Raw genomic sequence first — 22,927 nt, 5'->3', positions numbered from 1 at the left:
ATTGCGCAGGGAAGGCCGGGTTGTTTCCGGCTGAGCCTGTGGTTCCTGCCCCGTGCACTTCTTTCGCACGGGGGCCACGGGTGCCAGTCGGCACTCGGCCTTCCCTGCGCCCTCTCTTTCCAAGAGGACGCCGACTGCAGCAAAGCTCGGGGCTATCAGCCCGCGGGATCGCGGTGGCTCGGGCGTCGGCAAGGCTGCATCGCGCAGCGGGCTGTTTGACAGGGTTGATCGGTATTAGAGAGCGGGGCTCGCGCCAGGGGCCTCAAACGCCCCGGCGCCAAGGGGCTATGCCGGGCACGCTTCGCCCTTCGGCTATGGCGCGACTGCGCCACGCGTAGCCCGAAGGGCGAAGCGTGGACTTCGGAGGCAGTTCACAGATGTGAGGATGCCGTTCTCGATGATGGCAGTCAGGGCGACGGAGTCGGGCTTGCCATCAAGCCAAGTGAACGTATGTCCCTCGATGATGTTCGGATTGCCGAGCCAAAAATAGACCTCGCCGATCGAGTCGCCCGTTCTAAGGCGGTGGCACCGCAAGTTCGGATGAAGCCAGAAGCCGCAATCTCCGGCTGCGTAACAGGCGCGCGTGAAGCATTCGTTCCGTGCGCTTCCCCACTTTCCGCCCAACCGCTCACAGACTTGGCTGCCTACGCTTCCCCCGAAGATCGTGGCGGCGACGGACGGCGAAAACCAAGACAGCAGGGACGGCGAATACAAAGGCAGCGCGACTGCGCTCACGGATGTCAACAGCACGACGAACGCCATGACAACTTTTGGTCTGACGCTCACGAATGCCACCTTACCAGTTGAAGACCGAGATCATGTGCTGCGCTCGGAGGTGCGCCCGCCAGACGCAAGGCGCACACCCGAACGGGCTGGCTTGCATGGGTCCATTGAAGCATGCGTGAGAAAACGCGCAAGCGCCTCGGGGCTGTCAGTCGGCGGGATTCGCGGTGGCTTGGGGGCGAGCTACGGCTGCTGGTAGCGGCGGGCTGTTTGACAGGGTTGGTCAGATCAGAGAGCGGGGCTCAAGCGAGACTTGGGGGGCTCAAACGCCCGGCTTCGCCAAGGGGCTACGCCGGGCACGCTTCGCCGCTTTGCGGGGCAGGGAGCCGGGCTCGGCCGCGCCACGCGTAGCCGCAAAGCGTGGTGCCCCTGGCCGGAATCGAACCAGCACTCCTTGCGGAACTCGATTTTGAGTCGAGCGCGTCTACCAGTTCCGCCACAGGGGCATTCGCGTCGGCCCCTGTGCAGGAACCCGCGAAGCGGGCGGACTATAGCGGGCGGCGGGGCAGGGTCAACCCGCACGGACGTGATGGCGGCTCATCTCGACAGCTTTCGCTGGCGGGAGTAGGAGCCGGGACGGGCCCGGCATGGGGCCGCAAGACAGCCCGCGTTAAGACAGCCCGCGTTCGGGAGGATCGATGAGCAATACCTCGGTGATGGCACGCCCGGCGGCGGGGGCCCTGAGCCCGGCGGTGACGGCGGCGCTGCTCGCGGCCGGCATCGCGGCGGCGACCCTGGCCGGCGCCTGGTACATGCAGCTGGTGTGGGGCCTGCAGCCCTGCGAGCTCTGCCTGAAGCAGCGCTTCGCCTATTACGCCATCGTGCCGCTCGGGCTCGTGATCGCACTTGCCGCGAAGGGCGGCGCACCGCGCGCCCTGGTGCTCGGCGGGCTCGCGCTGATCGCGCTGGCGGGCCTCGGCAATGCCGGGCTCGGCGTCTACCATTCCGGCGTCGAATGGGGCTTCTGGCCGGGACCGACCGAATGCACCGGGCCGGTCGGCAATCTCGGCAGCGCCGGCACTCTGCTGGAGCGGCTCGACAGCGTGAAGGTCGTGCGCTGCGACGAGGTGCAGTGGCGCTTCCTCGGCCTGTCCTTGGCCGGCTACAGCGTGCTGATCTCGCTGTTGACAGCCGCGATCGCCGGCTGGGGCTTCATGCGCAAACCGGGCGCCGCCTAGTCGTCGACGTCCTCCTGCGGCCGTCCGAACAGATGGACGATGCCGGGGGTGGCGATGGTGACGAACACGAAGCGCGACAGATGATGGGCGCCGACGAAGATCGGGTCGATGTGCAGGGTCAGCGCCAGCGCCAGCATCGCGTCCATGGCGCCGGGCGCGAACGCGACGATGGTGTCGGAGAAGCGCACATGCGTCACCAGCACGATGACGGTGACGAACAGCGCCGATATCGCGACCGCGATCGCGAACGAGCCGAGCGCGGCCCTGAGGTGGCCGACCAGCGTCTTCACCCGCATCCGCGCGAAGCGGCTGCCGATCAGGGCGCCGATGCCGATCAGGGCGGCGCCGCGCATCCACTCCGGCAGGCCGCCCTCGACCAGGCCAGTGCCGTGCAGCACGCCGCTCGCGACCATCGCGCCGAACAGCCAGCTCGCCGGAAACTTGATCAGCTGCATCAGGACGGCCGCCACCAGCGAGGCCACCAGCAGCGCGAGCAGGCCGAGCGGCGAGGCCACCGCCTGCCCGAGCGAAGGCTGCTCGGCCGGCGCGACGCCTGCGATTGCCAGCACCAGCGGCAGCGCCGCGGTGAGGATGATCACGCGCAGCGTCTGCACCACGGCGATCGCCGGCAGGTCGGCGCCGCGCTCGACCGCCAGCATCGTGATCTGCGACAGCGCGCCGGGGCTGCCGGCGAGCAGCGCCGAGGTGCGGTCCCAGCCATGGACGCGCTGCAGATAGAAGCTGGAGCCGAAGGTCGAGCAGAAGGTCGCGAGCGCCAGCAGCGCGATCGTCACCGGATAGGCGCCGACATGGGTGATCAGCTCGCGCGATACGATCGCGCCAATGGAGATGCCGAGCAGCAGCAGGATGGTCTGGGTCAGCATCGGCGGCATCGCCAGCGGGCGGCCGGCAATCGCGGCGATTGCGGTCGCGATCATCGCGCCGGAGATCAGCCCGCCCGGCAGATGCGCGAACAGGAAGACCAGGCCGCCGGCGGTGCCGAGAGCGAGCGTCTCGAGCGCGCTCAGGGTCTTGGCGCGGCTGGGCGGAGCGAACGGGAGGGAGGAGATGATCTGGCGCACCGGCGGCTTATGCCAAAAGCGATCGGCGCGAACAATTCCCGCCGCCGCGCAGGCGCCATGCGCGCGGGCGCCGGACGGCGGTCATTTCGGCTTGTCGGGCGAGGCTGCGGGCGCGGGGGTGGTCGCCGCCGCCGCTGCCGCTGCGGCCGCCTTGTCCTGCTTGCAGGCGGAGCGGAATTTGCCCCGAGCCTTGCCCTTCAGCCCCTGGTCGTCGGCCTCCTTGGAGCAGGCGATGGAAATCGCCCGCCGGGCCGTCTTCTCCATGGTGGCGAACTTGTCGGTGGCGGCGTCGGGCCGCGACGGCAGGGTCAGTCCGGGTTGCGAGACGGCGGGGCCCGCGGCCAGCAGGATGGCAGTTGCGGCGGCCGCCGCGGCCATCCGGGCAGTGAATGTCATGCAGAATTCCTCGAACGATAGGCCCGGCGCGTTGGCAGGCGATGCTGAACCCGGTGTGAATGGAATGTGCCGGATTGCAGTGCGACGCAAATTATATTTTCGTTGCCCGGCCGCCCTGCCTGCCTTGCCGTAAGCAGGTGCACCGCTAGACTCATTGTCCCATTCAACATGCTCCACAGGGAGATCTGGGATGAGTTTTCACGCAAAATCATTGGTTGCTTCGTCGCTCGCCGCGCTGACCGTCATCGGCTTCGCAACACTCGCCGCCGCGCCGGCCCAGGCGCTGACGGCGCAGGAATGCAGTGCCAAATACAAGCAGGCCAAGGACGCCGGCACGCTGAACGGCCAGAAGTGGAACGACTTCCGCAAGGCGCAGTGCGGCAGCGACGCCACCGCAGCCGCTCCGGCGGCCGCTCCTGCGCCCGCCGCCGAGGCCAAGCCGGCCAAGGACACGAAGGCGGCCGCCAAAGAGGCTGCGCCGGCAGCCGCGCCGAGCGGTCCGGCCGTATTTCCGAATGCGGTGAATCCGAAATATGCCAAGGAGCCCGCCGGCAAGGCTCGCATGCACACCTGCGTCGACCAGTACAATGCCAACAAGGCGACCAACGGCAATGGCGGCATGAAGTGGATCCAGGAGGGCGGCGGCTACTACAGCGAGTGCACCAAGAAGCTGAAGGGCGCTGCCTGAGCGTAGCACTCACGAGCCACGTCCGGCGGCCGGCTGCATCTGCATCCGGCCGCGCGTGCGCCTGCATGATGGCGTCTTGCTGTCGATGGCGATCTGACCGACGAGCGCCGCAATGAATTTCAGGCTTGCCTTCGCGGCCGGGAAGTGACCCATGCTGCCGCCATGATTTCTGCGACTCAAGCCATTCTCGGTGTGCTCTGCGGCGGCATGGTCGGGTTCTCGCTCGGCCTGGTCGGCGGCGGCGGATCCGTACTTGCGGTGCCCTTGATGGTCTATGTGGTCGGCGTGCCGGAGCCGCACATCGCCATCGGCTCGAGCGCGATCGCGGTGGCGACCAATGCCGCGATCAACCTCGCCAACCATGCCCGCGGCGGCACCGTGATCTGGCCGATCGCGGCGCTGTTCGCGGCGGCCGGGATCGTCGGCGCCTTCACAGGCTCGCTGCTCGGCAAAATGGTCGACGGCCAGAAGCTGCTGGCCCTGTTCGCGCTGGTGATGATGGTGATCGCCATGCTGATGCTGAAGACCCGCGCCCGCGTCGGCACGCCCGACGTGAAGATGAGCATGGCCAACTTTCCAGCCATCGCCGGCTTCGGCCTCGCCACCGGCACGCTGTCCGGCTTCTTCGGCATCGGTGGTGGATTCCTGATCGTGCCGGCGCTGATGGCGGCGACGGGCATGCCGATCATGAATGCGGTCAGCTCGTCGCTGGTCGCGGTGACCACGTTCGGGCTCACCACGGCGGCGAGCTATGCATGGTCGGGGCTGGTGGCCTGGGACCTTGCCGGGCTGTTCATCGCCGGCGGTATCGCCGGAGGTCTTGCCGGAACGCGGCTGGCGCGCCATCTCTCGGAGCGGCGCGGCGCGTTGAACGTGGTGTTCTCGATCGTGATCGCGGCGGTGGCGCTGTACATGCTGACGCGCAGCCTGCTGCATATCTGGAGCTGATGTCATGAAACGCGGTACGTCCGGCGAGATCGCCCTCGCGACCAGTCGGCGCGAGGTTCTGGCTCTTTTGGGCACCGGCGCCGCGCTGTCCTTGTGGCCGCAGGCCGGTCGCGCTGCGGAGGAGGCCGACGAGCCGGACGAGGCCTCGGTGCTGCGCGACCCCGATGCGCCCGTGCTCGGCAATGCGGCCGGCGACATCGCGATCGTCGAATGGTTCGACTACAATTGTCCGTACTGCCGCAGGCTCGATCCCGAACTGCAGCAGGTGGTGCATGACGACGGCAAGGTCCGCTGGGTGCTGAAGGAGTGGCCGATCCTCGGCCCGGTGTCGGTCACGGCGGCGCGGATGGCGCTGGCCTGCAAGTATCAGGACAAATACGCCAAAGCGCACGACGCGCTGATCGGCACCAGCTCGAAATTGACCGAACCGCGCATCGACGAGCTGCTCGCCGAGGCGGGCATCGACATCGATCGCGCCAGACGCGATCTCGCTGCGAACAGCAAGGCGATCGATGCGATGCTGGCGCGCAACGACAGCCAGGCCCGCGGCCTGCGCTTTCGCGGCACGCCGTCCTTCATCGTCGGCAAGTTCAGGGTGCCGGGCGTGCTGACCATGGCGCAGTTCGAGCAGGTCATTGCGGATGCCCGCAAGGCAAAGGCGGCCAATTAGGAGCCAAGCCAACGCGGAGCAAAGCAAAGGCGCCCCGACGCGAGGTCGAGACGCCCTGCAAACGAGCGGTGCTGCGCGTTACTTCGACGAGATGCGAACCCAGTCGTCATGCGCGCGGGTCTTGAGCGAGTTCCAGCTGTCCGCCGCGACATCCCAGTTGACGATCGTCCGGCGCGACTGCGCGGTCGGCCCGTTGGCGACTTCCGAGGTCTGCATCGAATCGTGGATGTAGACGCCGAATCCCAGAATGAGCGCACCCAGGATCATTCCCACCAATGTCCGCATGATCATGTTCTCCAGTGTGACGGCCGACAACGCCGCCGTCGAAGCTTGGTTCCGCGCGTGCCGCGGAAGGTTCAAGCGGGACCAGACAGACTAAGTGCGTGGTTTTTCAGGACGCGATTCGGGCACTGCGGTGACCAGATTGAGCGATTTGAGTTCGTCGGGCTTGAATGTGAACAGCTGATCATGCGGCGTCTCCATCGCATGCACCCAGACCTTCAGGTCGATGCCCATGTCGGCGAGGTAGCGCTGACAGCGCGCCGAGACGTTCTGCGCGACGCTCATGTCGTCCTCGGAGCGGACGGCGGTGGCGGAGCGGGCTGCGGCGATCTGATGCACGCCGATGATGGCGCGTTCGCCGGCGCGGCGCTCGATGCCGCCGGCGAACAGCAGCGGGCACGACGACGCGCAGGTCTTGCCGGCCTCGACTTCGGTCGCAAACTTCCGCGCACGAACCAGCCGGCCCATCGACAGCGCATCGGCGACCGAGCCGCCCGGCGAGTTCAGCACGATGGTCTTGATGTACTCGCCGTGCCGCTCGATCTCATCGGTGAAAGCTCGCGCGCTGCCCGGCGTAATCGTGCCCGTCGCATAGAGCCGCCCGCCGCCGCGCAGCTCCAGGCTCATGGGCCGCTCCAGCGCGGGATCGCCCTTGGGCAGCGGCATCAGTCGCCTCAGCAACGGGCCGAGCACCGAGGGAGCGTCCGTCGGTGCGTCGGGCTGGCTGCGCTGCATCTCGAGCGGTGGCGAGGCGGCATCGGTTACGACGCCTGCACCGTTCAGCTCAACCAGGTCGGCCGCAAGCACGACGACGGTCACGCCGAGGATCGCGCGGAACGTCCAGCGCAGGATGCTCTCGTCAGGATTGCCGGCGAGCCAGGCATGAACGCGGCGGTTCAAGGCCGACGCCATCGGACTACTTTCCGACCCGCGCTGACGACAGCGAGGTGACGTTCTCGTCCGCGACTGCGGCGGGAGCAGGGGCGGGTTGCGGCTCGAGCGCCGGCGTGGCGGCCGGCACATCAGGTGCAATGGTGGGCCGTGACTCGGCCGCCCGCCTGGCGTCCTCGACCTCGCGGGCAACCTGCATGGCGGCGACGAGGTCTGCGGCGGTGAGGCTGGAGGCACTCACGGCCGGCAGGCCTTCGCGACGGATCGCGGCATGCACGACGCAGAGGATGAGCACCAGCACCGCCGGCATCAGGTCGATCGAGATCGCGCCGGCCCAGCTCGGGATGAAGTCGCCGGCATAGCGCAGCACGGCTTCGGCCGGCGACAGCGTCTGATAGCGCGTCGGCTCGATGCGCGGCAGCGCCAGGATCTTGTCGGCGGCATCGGCGAGCGAGGCGGCCTGCGTCGCGATCGCGCCTTCGACCTTGCCGACGACGGCGGTCTGGCGCTCGGCCAGATCGCCGCTGCGTCCGCTGGCCGCCGGCGCGATGAAGCTCGCGGAGAGCGAGGTTGCAGCGCGCCTCACCGCCGGCGCCACCGAGGTCTGCTGCAGATTGGCGATCACGCCCATCAGGTTGAGCGATTCGGTGGCGAACGCGTCGCTGCGCGTGGCGATCGGGCCGCGGTCGGAGATCAGCTCGCGCATCTTGGCGAGGCTCTTGCTGCCCTGCTCATAGAGCGCGGAGACACGCTTGCCGGACTCCTGCACCTGCTGTCCCAATCCATCGAGCTGCGTCGACATCTGCGCGAGCAGCTGCACGACGGTGCCCGAGCCGGAGGTGCCGGTGAGCGAGCCGGCGCGCTCGGCCTCCGCCAGCTTGGCGAAGCGCGACGAGGCAAGCTGGATGTCGGGCAGCAGGCTCTGCGCGGCGATGGCTTGGCTGTTGGCGCGGTCGAGGTCGCGCGTGTAGTTCTGCACGGTGATCGCAAGATGCTGCTGAATGGCCGCGGCGCCGGCCAGCGCCGAGGCGTTCAGCCAGGACGACATCGCCACGATCATCAGCGAGCCCAGAAGCATGCAGCCGCCCATCAGCAGCCGCCCGACCAGGCTGGTCACGTGCGGCATGAACTGCATCATGAACACCCAGAAGGCATAGATGCCCACGGAGACCGCAACCGAATAGATGACGGCTGCGAAGAACACCGTGGTCGGGCTGCCGTTGAGCAGCTCGCGGACGCCGAGATAGGTGTAGACGCCGGCGGCGAGCGCCAGGATCGCGGTGGTCAGCTTGAGCGTGCCCTCGAGGCGGTTGACGCCATTGCTGAGCAGAACGGAGGGGGTGCGAGCCGAGGCAAGATGTGCGGCGGGCGCGGGCATGAACGGTCCTTCGGCGGCATCAGATCCGCCCTGAGCAGCGCCCCCGCTGGTTGGCCAAGCGGTCACCAATGCGGAGAAAATCCGTCGAGATTATGTCGCGGATCTTACCGATGTTTCATGCCGCATGGAGCCGCGAGGAACGGCGTCAGCTCATCAGCCAGCGCAGCAGCTCCACATTCACCTCGCGCGGATAGCAATGGCTGAGATCGTCGATCTCGCGATAGACGACGTGGGCGCCGGTTCTTGCCAGCGCATCCTGCGTGTGCCGGGCGATCTCGACCGGAAACATCCAGTCCAGCCGACCATGCACGATCTGGATCGGCAGTCCGCGCAGCCGGTCACGGTCGGCAATCTGCGCCATCAGCGGATGGAACGTCGCGGCGACGGGGGCGAGGTGAGTGAAGGGCGAGCCGCCCTCCAGCCCGCTGACATAGCAGAAGGTGCCGCCGTCGCTCATTCCGGTCAGCAGCATCCGCGCGGGATCGACGGCGACGCGGCTGCGGACGAGATCGAGAATGCGCCCGAGGTTCGGCGTATCCGCGTCCTCGCCCATCAGCGCCCAGGTCGGGCCGGTCGCGGTCGGCGCCACCAGGATGGCGCCGAGGCTGCGCGCGGCGCGCAGCCAGCTCCACAGGAAGTCGCGGCCGTTGCCGCTGCCGCCATGCAGCGCCATCACCAGCGGCCAGGCCCGATCGGCGGTGTAGTATTCCGGCACGTACAGCGAAAAGCCGCCGCGGTTGCCGATCTCGTTGTGGTCGTGAAACACGGCATCCTTGCCGGCCGATGCTGCCAGCAGCTGACGCAGCGCCTCGTCGTTGCCGGCGGCCGGATCCAGGAAGAATTCGCTCAGCGGCGGCAAGGTCGCAGCCAACGGAAACAGCGCCTCGAGCGCACGTGGCAGCTGGCGCAGCGCGCGGAACACGTCGACCAGATCGCCCTCGCCGCGATGCACGGCGCGCAGGCCCGCGAACGACGTCAGTGCAGCGTCCGCCGCCGAATCGAAAGCGATCCGGATGTGGGAAAAATCCGCCGGCCACGCCGTGAGATGCGCGCGTGCGGTCTGCAGGGCCTGGTCGGGATCGCCGATGTCGGTCATCACGCGATCGAAATCCGCCGGGTTGAGATAGCGCGCGACGTAGGACAGGGCTTCGAGGGACTGCAGCAGCGGCGGCAGCACGATGAGAATATCGTCCACCACGGCTTCGGTCATGCAGATCTCCTGGTCGAGCGGGCCTGATGGGTCACCCGCTGGCCTGCGAGCACTCCCATGCAACGCAAAATCGGCCGCGCGGGCAATGATCATTTTCCGAACGCGCGTTCGCTCCGCGTAAGTTCGTGGTCCGACGCATATCACGTGGCAACGCTTCGCTCACCATGTTGGGATCGCGCGTCAGGCGCATCACGCGCAAATACACGTGTGGACGAATCGCGATTGACAAACATCCGGCGCGATGTCGCACTTCATGAAAGCCGACGGCGCAGCAATGCAGTTCCCTCGTGAGCGGATTGCTGCGGTCAAAACTGCCGACCGGCTCTCAGGGGGATGCGCACATGACCACTTCGCCGTCGGCCGCGTTGATCAACGCAGTACTCGCCATGGACGTCTACAACAGGGGCGTCAATGCGGCGCTCTCCGTCACCTTCGATCGCATTGGCAGCTATCAGCTGGTGGCCGGCAGCGTCGTGGCCGCCGCGGACAATTTCGAGGCGGCGACCTATCAGTTGATCGGAGACCCGTCGACGCGAATCATCTCCTATCGCGGCACCGACAGCATCGCCGACGTGCCGGCCTGGCTCGGCGGGGCCGGGCTCACCGGCTGGCCGACACAGTTTCCGGACGCCGAGGCGTACTACAAGACGTGGGCGACGACGGCAAACGTATCGCTGACCGGCCATTCGCTGGGCGGCGGTCTGGCCGGCTACATCGCGGCGCTGAACAACAAGATGGCCTACGCCTATGATGCGATGCCGTTCGAGTTCGCGGCGGAGGTGCGCTACGACCAGCTGCACGGCTTCTGGGGCGCGCTGACGTCGCATCCGGTCGACCGTTTCAACGACATCCACATGGTCTCCGTCTCCGGCGAGGTCCTGCAATATGTGCGGGCGGCGGCGCCGCTGCTGGAAGCGCCGCTGGCGCTGCTGCAGCTCGGACCGGTGGCAGGCGCCGTGGCGATCGCCCATGCGGCGATCGGCATCTCGTCGGAGCAGAAGACCGTGCTTGGCGCCGGCACGGATCTGGGGCTCGACCCGGTGAAACTGCATTCGATCGCGCTGCTGACGATGATGCAGTGGGCCAGCGACAACAACGCGCAGGACTGGAAGAAGGCCGCGGCCGTGCTGCTGGCGCCGCTCGAGGACGACGCGATCGCCACGGCGGTCGGCATTCCCGCAGCCGGCGTCGGCGGCGCGGGCGCACCGGCCGACAAGATGAAGGACATGATCGCCTATTCGACGGTGACCGACGCGAGCGGCTACGGCAACAGCGCCGTGCAGGCGCTGTTCAACGGCGGCGGCGTGCTCGGCGACAGCGTCAGTGCTGCGACGACGGCGACCTATCTGAAGGCTGCCGGCGTCGAGAAGGCACTGGCCGAGATCGTGGTCGAGTATTCGGCGCTGCTGGCGCAGAATCACGATGAGGTGACGGCGTCGACGCCTGGCGTGATCGGACACGAGCACGGCGTGCTCTACCAGGACCTCGCCAAGAACCTTCTGGTCGCGGACCTGTCGTCAGCGCTGTGGTCGCATACGGACACCGGATCGACGGTCGACATCCTCGGCACGGTCGCACTGATCGACGCCGTCGCAAGCGTCGACGGCGAGGACGCCACGCTGATCGACATGGCGATCGGCGTGCTCTGGGGCGGCAAGACCGACAATCTGGATTGGCTGAGCGCAGCCCTGAGCGATGCGTCGACCAGCGTTGCGATCGACGCGGTTTCAGGCGTGGTGATCGCGGCGACTGATGGCGCGCTCCTGATCGCAGGCGGCGGCAACGACACGCTGTTCGGAACCGCCAACAACGATCTGCTGATCGGGGGCGGCGGCAGCGACGTGCTCAAGGGCGGCGCCGGCAACAACATCCTGGTCGGTGGCGTCGGCGCGACCTATGTCTATGCGCCCGGTGATGGCAACGACGTCATCATCAATGGCGTCGCCTCGCTGTCAAAGCCGACGGGAACGCTGGATTTCGGTGCGGCCTACACCGCGGACAATTTCTGGTTCGTCAAATCAGGCAATGATCTCGACATCGACATTCTCGGCACTCATCAGCAGGTCACCGTCGCGGACTGGTTCCTCGGTGGCTCCTATCAGCTGCAGGAGATCAAGGCCGGCGGTCTGGAGCTCGATACGCAGGTGTCGCAGCTGGTGCAGGCGATGGCGAACTACGCGCAGGCTCATCCCGGCTTCGATCCGGCGCTGGCTTCGCTGCTGCCGACCGATGCACAGCTGCACGACCAGGTCGCGGCGGCCTGGCACGTCGTTGCGTGAGGCCGCGCCGCGTCAGTGCATTCGCGGCGCCTTCAGCATCTTGGCGCGGTCCGTGGACGCGACCGTGACGTCGAAGTCGACGCCCTCATGGTGCACGGTCAACGGCACGTCGACGCCGGCGTCGCCGAGCGCCCAGAGCTTGCGGTAGAACTCGCTCTGGCTCGTCACCTTGTCGCCGTTGATGCCGAGAATGACGTCGCCGGACTTCAGCTCGGCGCGGGCAGCCGGCCCGTTGGTGGCGACGCCGATCACCACGACGCGATCGTCGACCTCGGTCGCGAACATGCCGAGCCAGGGCCGCGCCGGCTTGTTGACGCGGCCGAAGCGGCGGAGGTCGTCGATGATCGGCTTCAACAGGTCGATCGGCACGACCATGTTGACGTGCTCGGCCTTGCTGTCGCGCTCGCGTTCCAGCTGCAGCGATCCGATGCCGATCAGCTCGCCCTTGGGCGAGAGCAGGCCGGTGCCGCCCCAATTCGGATGCGCGGGATGGGTGAAGATCGCCTCGTCCAGCAGATACTCCCAGTAGCCGGCGAACTCCTGCTTGGCGATGATCTTGCTCGCCACCGATCGCGTGCGGCCGCCGGCGCCGCCGAGCACCACCTGATCGCCGACCTTGGTGGCCGCGGACGAGCCGAGCGGCAAAGCCGGCAGGTCGAGCTGGCCGAGTGCCTGCACCAGGCCGAAGCCGGTGGCGAAATCGAATCCCAGCACATGGCCTTGCACGACCCGTCCATCGTTGAGATGCAGCCAGACGGATTCGGCCTCGGTGATCAGATAGCCGATCGTCAGCAGCAGCCCGTCATCGATGACGACGGCGTTGCCGGCACGCTCGGTGCCCAGCGTTTCCGCGCTGAACGCATCCGACGGGATGATGGCATGCAGGCCCACGATCGAGGACAACGCGTGGTCGAGATCGTATTTGTAGTCTTCGGCGCGAGGCTGGAAGGCAAACGGCACTTTCCATTCCGTCAAAGAGGCCATCTATCTACTCCTGCTCGTCGAGACCCGGGTGGGCTCGACCAAGCTCCTGCTTTCATATCGCGTTAACGCGAGCTTAACATCTTTGGGCGTCGGCGCCAGTTCCGCCGGCCAGCAGACCTGCCGGGAGAAACGACGCTTCCGCGCCGGTCAGCCGCGGCCACAGCCCTTGCCGATGATCGGCCACACCAGCCAGGCACCGGCCGCATAGAGGCCGCCGACCGTCGCTGCGCCCGGTCGCGCCGCGACATGGAAACGCCCCGCGTCGAGCAAGGCTCCATCGGACGCTGTGATCGCCGAGATCATGCGATCCGCCGGCCCAAACACGACGACGGCATCGGGCCTGACGACGACCGCCATGGCGGCCATGCCTGCGAACCAGGCAAAGGCGACGGCCACGAGCCCCCGCCAGGGCAGGGCACGAGATGGGGGCCTCTGATCAGTAGTCGTAGGCATGCTCGAAGGTGTAGCCGGCGACGTCGAAACGGGCGATGTCCTGAACCAGCGACCGCACCGGGACGTCGACGCCGATACGGCGCGAGCCCGGACGGGACTGGATCGGGATACTGAATATAGGCAGCCCATCGAAAGCTGCCAGCCGTCCGTCACCCGGAGGTACGACGATGGTGACGAGGATGCGGTGGTTGCCGGCGACTTCCGCGAGCGCGGCGCCGGAATGGCGTCCGAGCTCCTTCGCGAACGCATCGAATTTGGCGTAGCGCTCGGTCTCCACCAGGGTCCCCGCCGCTCCCTTGGCGCCCGTCACCTCGCGGATCACCGTCACGCCGGGGATGCCCGCGAGTTCGGTGGAGGGCCGGCCGGTCACCACGCTCCGGATGGTCAGAACCGCGGGATCATAGCCGGCCGCATAGCCGATGATGGCGGCATAGGCCGCGCGCCCGGCATATTGCAGGCTGAGCGAGACGCGCCGCTCCACCGCGCGCACCGACGGCACGAACGGGGTCTCGCGCCAGAACTGGCCAAGCTTGGCGGCAAAGGGGTAGCGATACCACGGCGTCTGATAGAGGAACGCCGCGTAGTCCTTCAGCAAAGCCAGGTTGAAGGCGTCCTCGGCGGTCTTGACGCCCTCGGTGGTTTCCTCGGTGAGCGCGCCGATGCTGTTCTCGTAGGCCCCCTGCAGCGCCATCTCGGCGGTGAAGCTGAAGCCGATGATGTAGTTCGTCAGCTTCTGGTCCGAGCTCGCGGGACCGGAGCCGTCGGCTTGCCGGGTGGCGCGGCACAGGCTGCGCCAGAAGCCGGCAATGCTCGACAGATAGCGGAAAGCCGACTCCGATTTCTGCTCGGTGACGCCAGCGAGATCGCTGTAGGCGTGGACGATGTACCACTCCGGAAAGGTCAGGAAGCTGTCGCCCTGCGGCCTGGAATAGCCTTCATCGGTGATGCCGAATTGCGATATCACCACGGGCGTGGGTACATCAGCGGTGCAGACGGTCTCGACGCTGATCACCGTGGTCGTGATGGCGATGGCCGCGGCGGCGGTGCCGACGCCGACCAGAGTGAGGAATTTGCGGCGCAGGCTCATGCTGGCACGGCTTGCATGCGCCACGGCGACCAGCCGACCGCGATGCCGAGCGCGCCGAGCGCCAGATGCGGCACGCTGGAGAGAAACTTCACCAGCCATGACGTGTTTCGGATGCCGTCGATGAAGATCGAGAGGTCGAGGTAGCCCGAGCCGGTGAACACGCCCATCACGCCGTCGAGGAAATACAGCGTGCCGAACACGCGCAGGAAGAACACCGCGCTGCGGCGGGTCAGCATGGCTCCCAGCGCCCACAATCCCGATGCCACGTGCAGCGCGTCCTTGTAGATGTCGAGCTGGAACAGGCCGAACACCCGGCCCTGCGCATCGATGAAGGTGGGGATGTAGTCGGTGGCGGCCGCGAACAGCAGCGCCACGGCAAGCGCCAGCGCAGCGATGCGATAGCGATCCAGGGAGAAGCCGTCTGCGGTCGTCGTCGTCATGCGAAATAGGTGTCCCACATCGCGTTGCGGAACAGGAGATTCGGATCGTAACGCCGTTTGGCGTCGACGAAGCTTGCCATCGCCGGGTAGGCCTTCTCGACCTGGTCGCGGCGGGCGTGCAGACGATAGGGCAGATAGAACGCGCCGCCAATCGCGGTGATGCGGTCGATCAAGGCCTCGGTCGTGCGCATCATGTCGATCTCGCCTTCCGGCGAGGTCGATTGCGAGAACGACATCACGGCGGCGATGCGGCGCACCGGCGCGATGGTCAGCGCCGGCGTCTTGTCCTCGGCGACGTAGCGCAAGGTCACGTTGAGGAATTCGGCACGCGCCTTGGGAATGATCTCGCGGCAGGCGGTGAGGAACTCGCCGAACCGCTCCGGCGCGACGAAATATTCGTGCAGGATGTCGGTGCGGTGCATGTCCTTCTGCGCCAGGTTGGCGACCGGCTCGGCCATCAGCGAGTTGCGGGTGTAGCGGCCGTCGGAGATGGCGGGGCCGAGCCGCGTCTCCATGAACCAGCGCAGCCCCTTGGCGACCTCCCAGCCGGTCTGCGCGCGATAGATCGTGTTGGCGACACCCGTCAGCTTGCCCGAGTTCGTCACCGCAGGCAGCGTCGCCGGTGCGTCGGGGACGGGGCGGAAGGTGACGAGCAGGGCGTCGTCGAAGAACGCCTTGCGTGACACCGACATGCGGCCATAGGCCATCTTCACATTGGCATCGCTGTCGATGCTCTGCGTGAACTTCTCGGCGAACGCCGCCGGCGCCATGCGCTCGAAGCGCGGTTCGAGCAGGACGTTCGGCACCATCTCGACCTCGAGATCGACGATCACGCCGAACAGGCCGTAGCCGCCCATCGCGAGCCCGAACAGCTCGGCATTCTCGGTGCGCGAGCACTGCACCAGCGTGCCGTCGGCGAGCAGCATGCGGATCGACTTCACCGTCGAGCCGAAGGGACCGTAGGGCACCGGCCAGCCATGGGCGTTGACGCTGAACGTGCTGCCGACGCCGAAATCGCTGTTGGACTGCATCACGGCCGGGGAGAAGCCCTTGGTGTCGAGTGCGGCGATGACGTCCCACCAGCGGTTGCCGGCCCCCGTGCGATAGGTCCCCGCCGCGGTGTCGAGCTCGATCGGGCCGCCATCGAGCGTCACGGCGGTGCCGTCGCGGGGCAGGCTCTGGCCGCCCATCGAATGCCGGGCCACCGCCACCGTCATCGGACGCTTCGCAGCCGCAGCCTCCTTCAGCTCGGCGCGCAGGCGTGCGATCAGGTCGTCGGTGGCGGGCTTGGTGATCACGACATGCTTGGCCACCGGTGTCGGATTGAGCCGGCTGGCATCGTTGAGGATGGTGCGCAGCTCGGCCCGCGCCCGCGGCATCCGCGCCAATGGAAGCGATGCAGCCATCGCTGCGGTGCGCAGAAACCGTCGTCTCGAAATCATGGCGCGGACACTCCTACCCCCTCACGGAGTCTATGCCAGCATCGTAAACGTTCGAAAAATTCTCCTGACGGTCAATCCGAGGCCGCTCGCGTCCGGGCCGGCATGATGCGGAAATCGCGGCCGTCCTTGATCCAGCCGGAGCGTTCGTCGCGCAGCAGGGTCCGGCGCACCTTGCCGGAATCGTCGCGCAACATCGTGTCGACCAGCTCATAGCTCTCCGGATGCTTGTAGCGGCTGAGCCGGTCGGCGAGGAACGTGCCCATGCCGTCGATGATCCCCTTGATGTCCTTGGCCCGGTCGATCTCGACGATCGCATGCACGCGCTGGCCAAGCTCCGGATCCGGCAGGCCGACGACGACGCAGGAGCGGATGTCGGGATGCGCCATCAGCGCCGCCTCGACCTCGGCCGGGTAGATGTTGGCGCCGCCGCGCAGGATCATGTCGGCGAGGCGGTCACCGAGATAGAGATAGCCGTCGGCATCGAGCCGGCCGACGTCGCCGAGCGATTCCCAGCCATCGGCACGCCGCTTCGGCTCGGCGCCGAGATAGTGATAGGTGGCGCCGGGACCATCCGCCGGCAGGAAGTAGATCTCGCCGCTCTCGCCGGGCGCGACGTCGTTGCCGTCCGGGCCGAGAATGCGCAAGCCGCAAGTGTCGTCGATCTTGCCGACCGAGCCCTTGTGCTGCAGCCATTCGCTGCCGGAGATGATGGTGCGGCCCTGGCGCTCGGTGCCGCCATAGAGCTCGTAGACGCGTTCCGGCCCGAGCCACTCGATCCACTTTTCCTTCAGCCAGGGCGGCATCGGCGCCGCCATGTGGAACACCATCTTCAGGCTCGACATGTCGTAGCTGTTGCGGATCGCCTCCGGCAGCGCCCAGATCCGGTGCATCATGGTCGGCACGAAGTTGACCCATTGGATGCGCTGCGCCTGGATCAGCCGCAGCGTCTCCTCGGCATCGAACTTCACCATGCCAGTCAGGGTGCCGCCGGCGAACAGCGCATAGTGCGACACGATGAAGGGCGCGTTGTGATAGAGCGGCCCGGGATTGAGCAGCGACGCGCCCTTGGGAATTCCGAGCGGCGGCTCGGCCGCGGTGTCGGTCACCGCCGGCGCATGATCGAGGATCACTTTCGGCCGTCCGGTCGAGCCGCCGGAGGTCATCGCCTTCCAATAGCGCGACACCGGCGCGGTGAGCGGCTCCTCCGAAAATCCCTCGGGCGTGAAGTCCGCCGGCAGCGCGTTGGGCGCGTTCCAGTCGGCCTCGCCGCCGACCACCAGAGACGGTTGGAGAATCTCCAGCACGGCGGCCGCCTCGCCGCGCGGCAGCCGCCACGACAATGAGGTCGGCGTCGCGCCGCATTTCCACACTGCAAAACTGGTCTCGAACAGCGCATTGCCATTGGGCAGGCCGATGGCGACGAAGTCGCCGGGCTTGACGCCCTTGGCGGCGAAGGCGCGGGCGCGCGCATTGGCGCGGCGTTCGAGCTGCTCCCAGGTCAGCGCGTCGGTTCCATGCTGGACGGCGATGCTGTGCTTCGGCTTGCGCTCGGCATACCAGCGCGGCACGTCCGCGAGTGGGATCAGCATCTCATCCTCCGCATCATCGGCCGCGTCGCTTGCGTGCCATTCTTGGTCCGCCGGCTCACGCGGCAGACGTCAGTGATGAGCGGAGTTGTGCCTCAACTGACGAGACGCGTCCATACGCGCCCGCCGCAGGGTTTCGGATGGCAGTTCTGCGAAATGGCGCTTGTAGTCGAGCGAGAACTGGCTGAAGTGCCAGAAGCCGTGACGCACGGCGATGTCGTAAATTCCGTCGCGCGGATCGCGGTCCGACTTCAAGTCGCGTCGTACGCGATTGAGGCGCACCGCGCGCCAATAGGTTACGGGACTGGTGCCGAGCACGTCCTGGAAGCAATAGCTCAGCTTGCGGCGGCTGGCGCCGACCGCCTTGCAGATGTCGAGCATGGACACCGGTTCGTCCGCCGCGGTCAGCATCATCTCGCAGGCCCGATCGACGATGCGCTTGCGCGCCGTACCGCTGCTGATGTCGTCGCAGGGCCGCGCACTCGGCAGCATGTCGGCGATCTCGATCAGCAGGGCGTTCTGCTGTGCCTCGCAGACGGCCGCCGGATCGATGCCGTCGTCGTGTTCGCGCGCCATCGCATCGATGGCCGCCAGCAGACCGCGGAAGCGCCGCAGCGCCTGGGGCGGCACTGCCACCGCTCGCATCCGGTGTTTGAGATCGTGCGGCAGCTCGATGGCGAGCTGGACGATGATGTCGTCGATCTGCTGCGTGGAGATGGTGAGGCCGCGCAACTCGGAGCCGCGCGGCGTGCCGAGGTCGACGTCGCCATCGAAGGACAGGATCAGCGCATCTTGCGGCACGGCCGTGCCGTTGACGTGGATCGGGCCTTCGCCGCGGCAGGGCACGGCGAGGCCGAAGCAGCCATGCCCGAGCTGGCCGGACTGCCGGACCTGCTGGCTGGTCACCTCGTGGAAGATGTCGAGCTGCGGCAGCGAGATCTGGGTGAAGCTGCCGCGGAAGGCGCCCGCGCTGATCTGGTCATAGGTCAGTCGCCAGCCGCCGAGATCGGCGCAATGCTCGTCGACGTCGGCGCTGCGCGTCTGCAGCAGCCACGGCCGGTTGTCCAGGGATCGATGCGATGCGGTCAAGATCATGACGTTACGACGGAAATACAGCCCGAACCTTGCAAGACCCGCGCCTGGGCGCAACGTCTTGCGGGTTGCGGATCCATCGATCTTGCCCGATTTCGATAACCCTGTCCCGCGCCCGATTGGCAGTCTCGCCTCACATCCACGTGCCGAGGGAGGACGACATGCGACCGACGGACATCATGCGCGGCTGCCCTCCGCCGCCGGAGGCGCAGGTCACGAAGGCCAACTGGCGCACCTATCCGGCGATCCGCTGGGGTTTTACCCACGCGCGCGAGCTGCTGCCGACGGCGGCAATCCGCCGTGCCGCGCAGCCCTCCTCGCTGTTCTCGGCGCAGCGCGAACTGACCGGCCTGCCGTTCACCGCGCCCGATGGCCAGGCGACCACGATCGCGGAAACGCTGCAGGCGACCGATGCCGATGCGCTGATCGTCATGCATCGCGGCGTCATCGTGACGGAATGGTATGGCGAGGGCATGAGCGTCACCACGCCACACATGCTGTGCTCGGTGAGCAAGTCGATCTGCGGGACGCTGGGCGGCGTGCTCGCCGCGCGCGGGTTGATCGATCCCGCCGACCAGGTCACGACCCATCTGCCGGAGCTTGCCGACACCGCCTATCGCGACTGCACCGTCCGCCACCTGCTCGACATGCAGGTCGGCATCCGCTTCGAGGAGGACTACGACGACCCGAACGGCGACGTGACGCGCTACCGCTATTCGTCGGGCTGGGACGTCGCGCCGCCCGGCGTGCCCTCCGGTGACCAGCGCGGCTTTCTGACGACCCTGCGTCCGAGCGGCAAGCCGCATGGTGAGGTGTTCCACTACGTGTCACCGAACACCGATGTGTGCGGATGGGTCTATGAGCGCGCCTGCGGCGCGCCCTATGCCAAGCTCCTGTCCGACTATCTCTGGCAGCCGATGGGCGCGGCCGAGGATGCCTCGATCACGCTCGACTCGATGGGAGCAGGGCGGTTCGCGGGCGGCATCTCGGCGACCGCGCGCGACCTCGCCCGTTTCGGCGAGATGATCCGTTGCCGCGGGCTGGTCCAGGGCCGGCAGGTCGTGCCCGGCGCGTGGATCGATGACATTCACGATGCCGGCAACCGGGAGGCCTGGACCAACGGCGATCTCGCCTTCGTGTTTCCCGAGGGCCGCTATCGCAGCAACTGGTACACGGTCGACACTAGGCGCCGCGATCTCGCCGCGGTCGGCATCCACGGCCAGTGGATCTATGTCGATGTCGCCAGCGACACCGTCATCGTCAAGCTCGCCACCCAGGCCAAGGCGCTCGACGTCACCCAGGACCATCGCTGGCTGGCCGCGTTTCGCGAGATCATCGCGCATCTTTCCTGACCCGCATCACCGAGGGAGACGCTCGTGCAGGACATCACCGCTTCGGTTGCCGTTGTTCATCCGCTCGATCCGCTGACATCAAACGAGATTGCGGCCGCCTGCAACCTGGTGCGCGCCGGTGCGGCGTCGCCGGACGATTGCCGCTTTCCCATCGTGCGGCTGGAGGAGCCGACCAAGGCCGAGCTTGCCGCTCATGCGAGCGGGCAAACGCTGCCGCGCAGGGCCTTCGTGGTCTCGCTCGACATTGCCAGCGGCTTGTCGGTCGAGCACGTCGTCGATCTCGACGCGAACGAGATCACGGCCCGCAACGTGGTGGCGAACCGCGACGCACCTTATGGCCAGCCGCCGGTGATGCTGGAGGAGTTCTTCCGCTGCGAGGCGGCGGTCAAGGCCGATCCCGGCTGGCGCAAGGCGATGCACCGGCGCGGCCTGACCGACAAGGACATCGAGCTGGTGCAGGTCGATCCGTTCTCGTCGGGCTTCTTCGACCTGCCGTTCGAGCGCGGCGCCCGCATCGTCCGCGCCGTGAGCTATTTCCGCGAGCATCCGCAGGACAACGGCTATGCGCATCCGATCGAGGGTGTCGTCGCTGTTGTCGACCTGATCGCCGGAAAGGTCATCGACCTCACCGACGAGGACCCGGTGATCCCGATTCCGCGCAAGAAGCGCAACTACGGCGCCCACGAGGTTGCGTCACCGCGCGCCGATATCAAACCGCTCAACATCGAGCAGCCGCAGGGGCCGAGCTTCACGGTCGACGGCTGGAAGGTGGACTGGCAGAAATGGAGCTTTCGTGTCGGCTTCACGCCGCGCGAGGGCCTGGTGCTGCATCGGCTGTCCTATCAGGACGGCGAACGCAGGCGCCCCATCATCCATCGCGCCAGCGTCACCGAGATGGTCGTTCCCTACGCCGATCCGACCGCCAATCATTTCTGGAAGTCGGCTTTCGACGCCGGCGAGTACGGTCTCGGCATGCTCGCCAATGCGCTCGAGCTCGGCTGCGACTGCCTCGGCAACATCCATTATTTCGACGTGCCCGCCGCCGACAGCAAGGGCGAGCCGCTCGTGATGCAGAACGCGATCTGCATGCATGAGGAGGATTACGGCATCCTCTGGAAGCACTACGAGTTTCGCAACGGCCTGTTCGAGGTGCGGCGCTCGCGGCGTCTCGTCATCAGCTTCTTCGCCACCGTCGGCAACTACGATTACGGCTTCTATTGGTACCTGTACCAGGACGGCACCATCCAGCTCGAATGCAAGCTGACCGGCATCATCCAGACCGCGGCGGTGGCGCCCGGCGCGACCTATACGTGGGGCGGCATGGTCGATGACAATATCGGTGGCCCGACTCATCAGCACTTCTTCAACGCGCGCCTGCACATGGATATCGATGGCGGCGGCAACACCGTGACCGAGCACGAGTTTGTGCCGCGTCCGTGGGGCCGCGACAATCCGCATGGCAACGTGTTCGACACCACCAGCCGCGTGCTGGCGCGCGAGCGTGATGCGGCACGGCTCGCCAATGGGGAGACCGGGCGCTACTGGAAGATCTCGAATCCGAACGTCAAGAATTCCGTCGGCGCCGCGCCGGGCTACAAGCTCGTGGTTACTCCGAGCCCGGTAATGCTGGCGCAGGAAGGCAGCTTCGTGCGCCGCCGCGGCGGCTTCGCCACGAAGCATGTCTGGGTTACGGCCTACGAGCCGGCGGAGAAGTATGCGAGCGGCGACTATCCGAACGTGCATGCCGGCGGCGACGGCCTGCCGCGCTACATCGAGCAGAACCGCAACATCGAGAATGCCGACATCGTGGTCTGGCACTCGTTCGGACACACCCACGTCTGCAAGCCGGAGGATTTCCCGGTCATGCCGGTCGAATATGCCGGCTTCATGCTGAAGCCCGTCGGCTTCTTCGCCGCCAATGCCGGCTTCGACGTTCCGGCGGAGCGCAACGCGAAGAGCGTGTTGAGCGCCGACACGTCCGCGGGGCCGAGCGGCGGCTGCTGTCATAGCTAATGAGATGGGGTGGATTCATGCCGGGAACAGGTTAGGCGTCAGCGCGTACCGATACGTTGATGTCGCAGCCAGAAACCGGCAAAATCAGCTGCGTCCGCCGTTCCCCATTATGACCGGTTGTCACCCGGCATGCACGGAGAGAACCAGTTCGAGGGTGGTTCGTTCCGGCGTGACGGGCGGTTAAGAACCCTCTCAGTCGATCGTCATTGACGAAAGACGCCTGCCGCAGTTGCATGAGCGCGTGCGAGGACGCGGGCCGCGGCATGACGCATTGAGCGAGCGCCGCAGGGTGCCTCGAACGACCAAGGGCCGGGCGCGAACGCCCGGCCCGTCCGACCATGGCGACCGGATTGCTCCGGCCCTGAGAACGCCATTGCAGACAATCTGATCGATCAGCCCCCGCCCAACTTCGCCGTGAGCGTCTTGAAGATCCCCTCGATGGTCAGTCCGAGCTGGCCGAGGATGGTGATCAGCGCGAGCGCGATGCCAGCTGCAATCAGTCCGTATTCAATGGCCGTAGCGCCCGATTCATCTTCGTAAAATTTGCCGAGTATTTTTTTCACTGCTCATCTCCGCCGTCCCTCGATTCCGTTGTCGGGCGGCGTCCGCGAAATTACGGAGTGGAACCTAAGGTAGTATGAACGGAGGACGGTCAAGTTTCGCGGCTTTGCAAAATATGGCAGAATTTCCAGT

General features: G+C 66.8%; 22 protein-coding genes and 1 tRNA gene. 7 read left to right on the top strand and 16 right to left on the bottom strand.

Annotation, left to right across the window (positions count from 1 at the left end):
- Window positions 1-312: 312 nt before the first annotated feature.
- Both ACQR07_RS35700 and ACQR07_RS35695 read right to left on the bottom strand, forming a co-directional pair.
- Window positions 313-762 carry a hypothetical protein gene (locus tag ACQR07_RS35700; RefSeq protein ID WP_434906723.1) on the bottom strand — a complete coding sequence of 150 codons (450 nt, stop codon included), beginning with the start codon at window positions 760-762 and terminating at the stop codon, window positions 313-315.
- Between the two features lie 382 nt (window positions 763-1,144).
- Window positions 1,145-1,229 (bottom strand) — tRNA-Leu (locus tag ACQR07_RS35695).
- A 192-nt stretch (window positions 1,230-1,421) separates the two neighbouring features.
- Between ACQR07_RS35695 and ACQR07_RS35690 the strand changes: the two genes are divergently transcribed.
- Window positions 1,422-1,961 (top strand): disulfide bond formation protein B, encoded by a 540-nt coding sequence (locus tag ACQR07_RS35690; RefSeq protein ID WP_434906722.1) that lies wholly within the window; start codon window positions 1,422-1,424, stop codon window positions 1,959-1,961.
- On the opposite strand, the gene ACQR07_RS35685 is transcribed toward ACQR07_RS35690, so the two are convergent.
- Together ACQR07_RS35685 and ACQR07_RS35680 are read right to left on the bottom strand one after the other, a co-directional pair.
- On the bottom strand, window positions 1,958-3,043 hold the full coding sequence (locus ACQR07_RS35685) for an AbrB family transcriptional regulator (RefSeq protein WP_434906721.1): 1,086 nt from the start codon (window positions 3,041-3,043) through the stop codon (window positions 1,958-1,960). The two genes, ACQR07_RS35690 and ACQR07_RS35685, sit on opposite strands and share 4 nt — an antisense overlap.
- Window positions 3,044-3,124: 81 nt before the next feature.
- Window positions 3,125-3,439: a hypothetical protein gene (locus tag ACQR07_RS35680; RefSeq protein WP_434906720.1), complete on the bottom strand. Its 315-nt coding sequence runs from the start codon at window positions 3,437-3,439 to the stop codon at window positions 3,125-3,127.
- Between the two features lie 190 nt (window positions 3,440-3,629).
- Here ACQR07_RS35680 and ACQR07_RS35675 point away from each other — a divergent pair, with 190 nt between their 5' ends.
- The 3 genes from ACQR07_RS35675 to ACQR07_RS35665 all read left to right on the top strand — a co-directional run bounded on the left by ACQR07_RS35675 (window position 3,630) and on the right by ACQR07_RS35665 (window position 5,745).
- On the top strand, window positions 3,630-4,127 hold the full coding sequence (locus ACQR07_RS35675; RefSeq protein WP_434906719.1) for a hypothetical protein: 498 nt from the start codon (window positions 3,630-3,632) through the stop codon (window positions 4,125-4,127).
- Window positions 4,128-4,289: 162 nt separating this feature from the next.
- Window positions 4,290-5,075, top strand: coding sequence for a sulfite exporter TauE/SafE family protein (locus ACQR07_RS35670; protein WP_434870726.1), 786 nt, complete (start codon window positions 4,290-4,292; stop codon window positions 5,073-5,075).
- A 4-nt stretch (window positions 5,076-5,079) separates the two neighbouring features.
- Window positions 5,080-5,745, top strand: coding sequence for a DsbA family protein (locus ACQR07_RS35665; RefSeq protein WP_434906718.1), 666 nt, complete (start codon window positions 5,080-5,082; stop codon window positions 5,743-5,745).
- 78 nt (window positions 5,746-5,823) lie between these two features.
- Here ACQR07_RS35665 and ACQR07_RS35660 read toward each other — a convergent pair whose 3' ends face one another.
- The 4 genes from ACQR07_RS35660 to ACQR07_RS35645 form a co-directional block, all read right to left on the bottom strand.
- Window positions 5,824-6,030 (bottom strand): hypothetical protein, encoded by a 207-nt coding sequence (locus ACQR07_RS35660; RefSeq protein ID WP_008965255.1) that lies wholly within the window; start codon window positions 6,028-6,030, stop codon window positions 5,824-5,826.
- A 90-nt stretch (window positions 6,031-6,120) separates the two neighbouring features.
- Window positions 6,121-6,939: a hypothetical protein gene (locus tag ACQR07_RS35655; RefSeq protein ID WP_434906717.1), complete on the bottom strand. Its 819-nt coding sequence runs from the start codon at window positions 6,937-6,939 to the stop codon at window positions 6,121-6,123.
- A 4-nt stretch (window positions 6,940-6,943) separates the two neighbouring features.
- A complete protein-coding gene (locus tag ACQR07_RS35650) occupies window positions 6,944-8,296 on the bottom strand; it encodes a hypothetical protein (protein WP_434906716.1) in 1,353 nt (450 codons plus the stop codon).
- 145 nt (window positions 8,297-8,441) lie between these two features.
- Complete coding sequence (locus ACQR07_RS35645) at window positions 8,442-9,506, bottom strand: phospholipase (RefSeq protein WP_434906715.1); 1,065 nt, start codon at window positions 9,504-9,506, stop codon at window positions 8,442-8,444.
- 341 nt (window positions 9,507-9,847) lie between these two features.
- On the opposite strand from ACQR07_RS35645, the gene ACQR07_RS35640 reads away from it, so the two are divergent.
- Window positions 9,848-11,785: a hypothetical protein gene (locus tag ACQR07_RS35640; protein ID WP_434906714.1), complete on the top strand. Its 1,938-nt coding sequence runs from the start codon at window positions 9,848-9,850 to the stop codon at window positions 11,783-11,785.
- A gap of 12 nt (window positions 11,786-11,797) precedes the next feature.
- On the opposite strand, the gene ACQR07_RS35635 is transcribed toward ACQR07_RS35640, so the two are convergent.
- The 7 genes from ACQR07_RS35635 to ACQR07_RS35605 all read right to left on the bottom strand — a co-directional run bounded on the left by ACQR07_RS35635 (window position 11,798) and on the right by ACQR07_RS35605 (window position 18,872).
- On the bottom strand, window positions 11,798-12,769 hold the full coding sequence (locus ACQR07_RS35635) for a S1C family serine protease (RefSeq protein WP_434906713.1): 972 nt from the start codon (window positions 12,767-12,769) through the stop codon (window positions 11,798-11,800).
- A gap of 147 nt (window positions 12,770-12,916) precedes the next feature.
- On the bottom strand, window positions 12,917-13,222 hold the full coding sequence (locus ACQR07_RS35630; RefSeq protein WP_434906712.1) for a hypothetical protein: 306 nt from the start codon (window positions 13,220-13,222) through the stop codon (window positions 12,917-12,919).
- Entirely contained in the window at window positions 13,206-14,309 is a 1,104-nt protein-coding gene (locus tag ACQR07_RS35625; RefSeq protein ID WP_434906711.1) for a hypothetical protein, read from the bottom strand. The genes ACQR07_RS35630 and ACQR07_RS35625 overlap by 17 nt, the downstream gene beginning before the upstream one ends.
- On the bottom strand, window positions 14,306-14,749 hold the full coding sequence (locus tag ACQR07_RS35620) for a DUF4383 domain-containing protein (RefSeq protein WP_434906710.1): 444 nt from the start codon (window positions 14,747-14,749) through the stop codon (window positions 14,306-14,308). Before ACQR07_RS35620 ends, ACQR07_RS35625 begins: the two co-directional genes overlap by 4 nt.
- Window positions 14,746-16,191, bottom strand: a complete 1,446-nt coding sequence (locus ACQR07_RS35615) for an FAD-binding oxidoreductase (protein ID WP_434906709.1) — start codon at window positions 16,189-16,191, stop codon at window positions 14,746-14,748. Before ACQR07_RS35615 ends, ACQR07_RS35620 begins: the two co-directional genes overlap by 4 nt.
- Before the next feature lie 71 nt (window positions 16,192-16,262).
- A complete protein-coding gene (locus ACQR07_RS35610; RefSeq protein ID WP_434906708.1) occupies window positions 16,263-17,780 on the bottom strand; it encodes an AMP-binding protein in 1,518 nt (505 codons plus the stop codon).
- A 69-nt stretch (window positions 17,781-17,849) separates the two neighbouring features.
- Window positions 17,850-18,872, bottom strand: a complete 1,023-nt coding sequence (locus ACQR07_RS35605) for a helix-turn-helix domain-containing protein (protein ID WP_434906707.1) — start codon at window positions 18,870-18,872, stop codon at window positions 17,850-17,852.
- A gap of 158 nt (window positions 18,873-19,030) precedes the next feature.
- On the opposite strand from ACQR07_RS35605, the gene ACQR07_RS35600 reads away from it, so the two are divergent.
- Both ACQR07_RS35600 and ACQR07_RS35595 read left to right on the top strand, forming a co-directional pair.
- On the top strand, window positions 19,031-20,221 hold the full coding sequence (locus ACQR07_RS35600) for a serine hydrolase domain-containing protein (RefSeq protein ID WP_434906706.1): 1,191 nt from the start codon (window positions 19,031-19,033) through the stop codon (window positions 20,219-20,221).
- Between the two features lie 33 nt (window positions 20,222-20,254).
- Entirely contained in the window at window positions 20,255-22,234 is a 1,980-nt protein-coding gene (locus ACQR07_RS35595; RefSeq protein ID WP_434906730.1) for a primary-amine oxidase, read from the top strand.
- 392 nt (window positions 22,235-22,626) lie between these two features.
- On the opposite strand, the gene ACQR07_RS35590 is transcribed toward ACQR07_RS35595, so the two are convergent.
- Window positions 22,627-22,797 carry a Flp family type IVb pilin gene (locus tag ACQR07_RS35590; RefSeq protein ID WP_434906705.1) on the bottom strand — a complete coding sequence of 57 codons (171 nt, stop codon included), beginning with the start codon at window positions 22,795-22,797 and terminating at the stop codon, window positions 22,627-22,629.
- Between the last annotated feature and the right edge of the window lie 130 nt (window positions 22,798-22,927).

Origin of the sequence: Bradyrhizobium sp. HKCCYLS20291, from assembly GCF_051167715.1 — a bacterium.
Taxonomy (GTDB): domain Bacteria; phylum Pseudomonadota; class Alphaproteobacteria; order Rhizobiales; family Xanthobacteraceae; genus Bradyrhizobium.
The sequence above is the reverse complement of the archived record's forward strand: the minus strand, read 5'-3'. Positions and strand labels throughout refer to the sequence as shown.

Excerpts from the sequence above, each read along its gene's own strand:
- ACQR07_RS35700 (WP_434906723.1), bottom strand. The coding sequence starts at position 762 with ATGGCGTTCGTCGTGCTGTTGACATCCGTGAGCGCAGTCGCGCTGCCT.
- ACQR07_RS35690 (WP_434906722.1), top strand. The coding sequence starts at position 1,422 with ATGAGCAATACCTCGGTGATGGCACGCCCGGCGGCGGGGGCCCTGAGC.
- ACQR07_RS35680 (WP_434906720.1), bottom strand. The coding sequence starts at position 3,439 with ATGACATTCACTGCCCGGATGGCCGCGGCGGCCGCCGCAACTGCCATC.
- ACQR07_RS35675 (WP_434906719.1), top strand. The coding sequence starts at position 3,630 with ATGAGTTTTCACGCAAAATCATTGGTTGCTTCGTCGCTCGCCGCGCTG.
- ACQR07_RS35670 (WP_434870726.1), top strand. The coding sequence starts at position 4,290 with ATGATTTCTGCGACTCAAGCCATTCTCGGTGTGCTCTGCGGCGGCATG.
- ACQR07_RS35665 (WP_434906718.1), top strand. The coding sequence starts at position 5,080 with ATGAAACGCGGTACGTCCGGCGAGATCGCCCTCGCGACCAGTCGGCGC.
- ACQR07_RS35660 (WP_008965255.1), bottom strand. The coding sequence starts at position 6,030 with ATGCGGACATTGGTGGGAATGATCCTGGGTGCGCTCATTCTGGGATTC.
- ACQR07_RS35655 (WP_434906717.1), bottom strand. The coding sequence starts at position 6,939 with ATGGCGTCGGCCTTGAACCGCCGCGTTCATGCCTGGCTCGCCGGCAAT.
- ACQR07_RS35650 (WP_434906716.1), bottom strand. The coding sequence starts at position 8,296 with ATGCCCGCGCCCGCCGCACATCTTGCCTCGGCTCGCACCCCCTCCGTT.
- ACQR07_RS35645 (WP_434906715.1), bottom strand. The coding sequence starts at position 9,506 with ATGACCGAAGCCGTGGTGGACGATATTCTCATCGTGCTGCCGCCGCTG.
- ACQR07_RS35640 (WP_434906714.1), top strand. The coding sequence starts at position 9,848 with ATGACCACTTCGCCGTCGGCCGCGTTGATCAACGCAGTACTCGCCATG.
- ACQR07_RS35635 (WP_434906713.1), bottom strand. The coding sequence starts at position 12,769 with ATGGCCTCTTTGACGGAATGGAAAGTGCCGTTTGCCTTCCAGCCTCGC.
- ACQR07_RS35630 (WP_434906712.1), bottom strand. The coding sequence starts at position 13,222 with ATGCCTACGACTACTGATCAGAGGCCCCCATCTCGTGCCCTGCCCTGG.
- ACQR07_RS35625 (WP_434906711.1), bottom strand. The coding sequence starts at position 14,309 with ATGAGCCTGCGCCGCAAATTCCTCACTCTGGTCGGCGTCGGCACCGCC.
- ACQR07_RS35620 (WP_434906710.1), bottom strand. The coding sequence starts at position 14,749 with ATGACGACGACGACCGCAGACGGCTTCTCCCTGGATCGCTATCGCATC.
- ACQR07_RS35615 (WP_434906709.1), bottom strand. The coding sequence starts at position 16,191 with ATGATTTCGAGACGACGGTTTCTGCGCACCGCAGCGATGGCTGCATCG.
- ACQR07_RS35610 (WP_434906708.1), bottom strand. The coding sequence starts at position 17,780 with ATGCTGATCCCACTCGCGGACGTGCCGCGCTGGTATGCCGAGCGCAAG.
- ACQR07_RS35605 (WP_434906707.1), bottom strand. The coding sequence starts at position 18,872 with ATGATCTTGACCGCATCGCATCGATCCCTGGACAACCGGCCGTGGCTG.
- ACQR07_RS35600 (WP_434906706.1), top strand. The coding sequence starts at position 19,031 with ATGCGACCGACGGACATCATGCGCGGCTGCCCTCCGCCGCCGGAGGCG.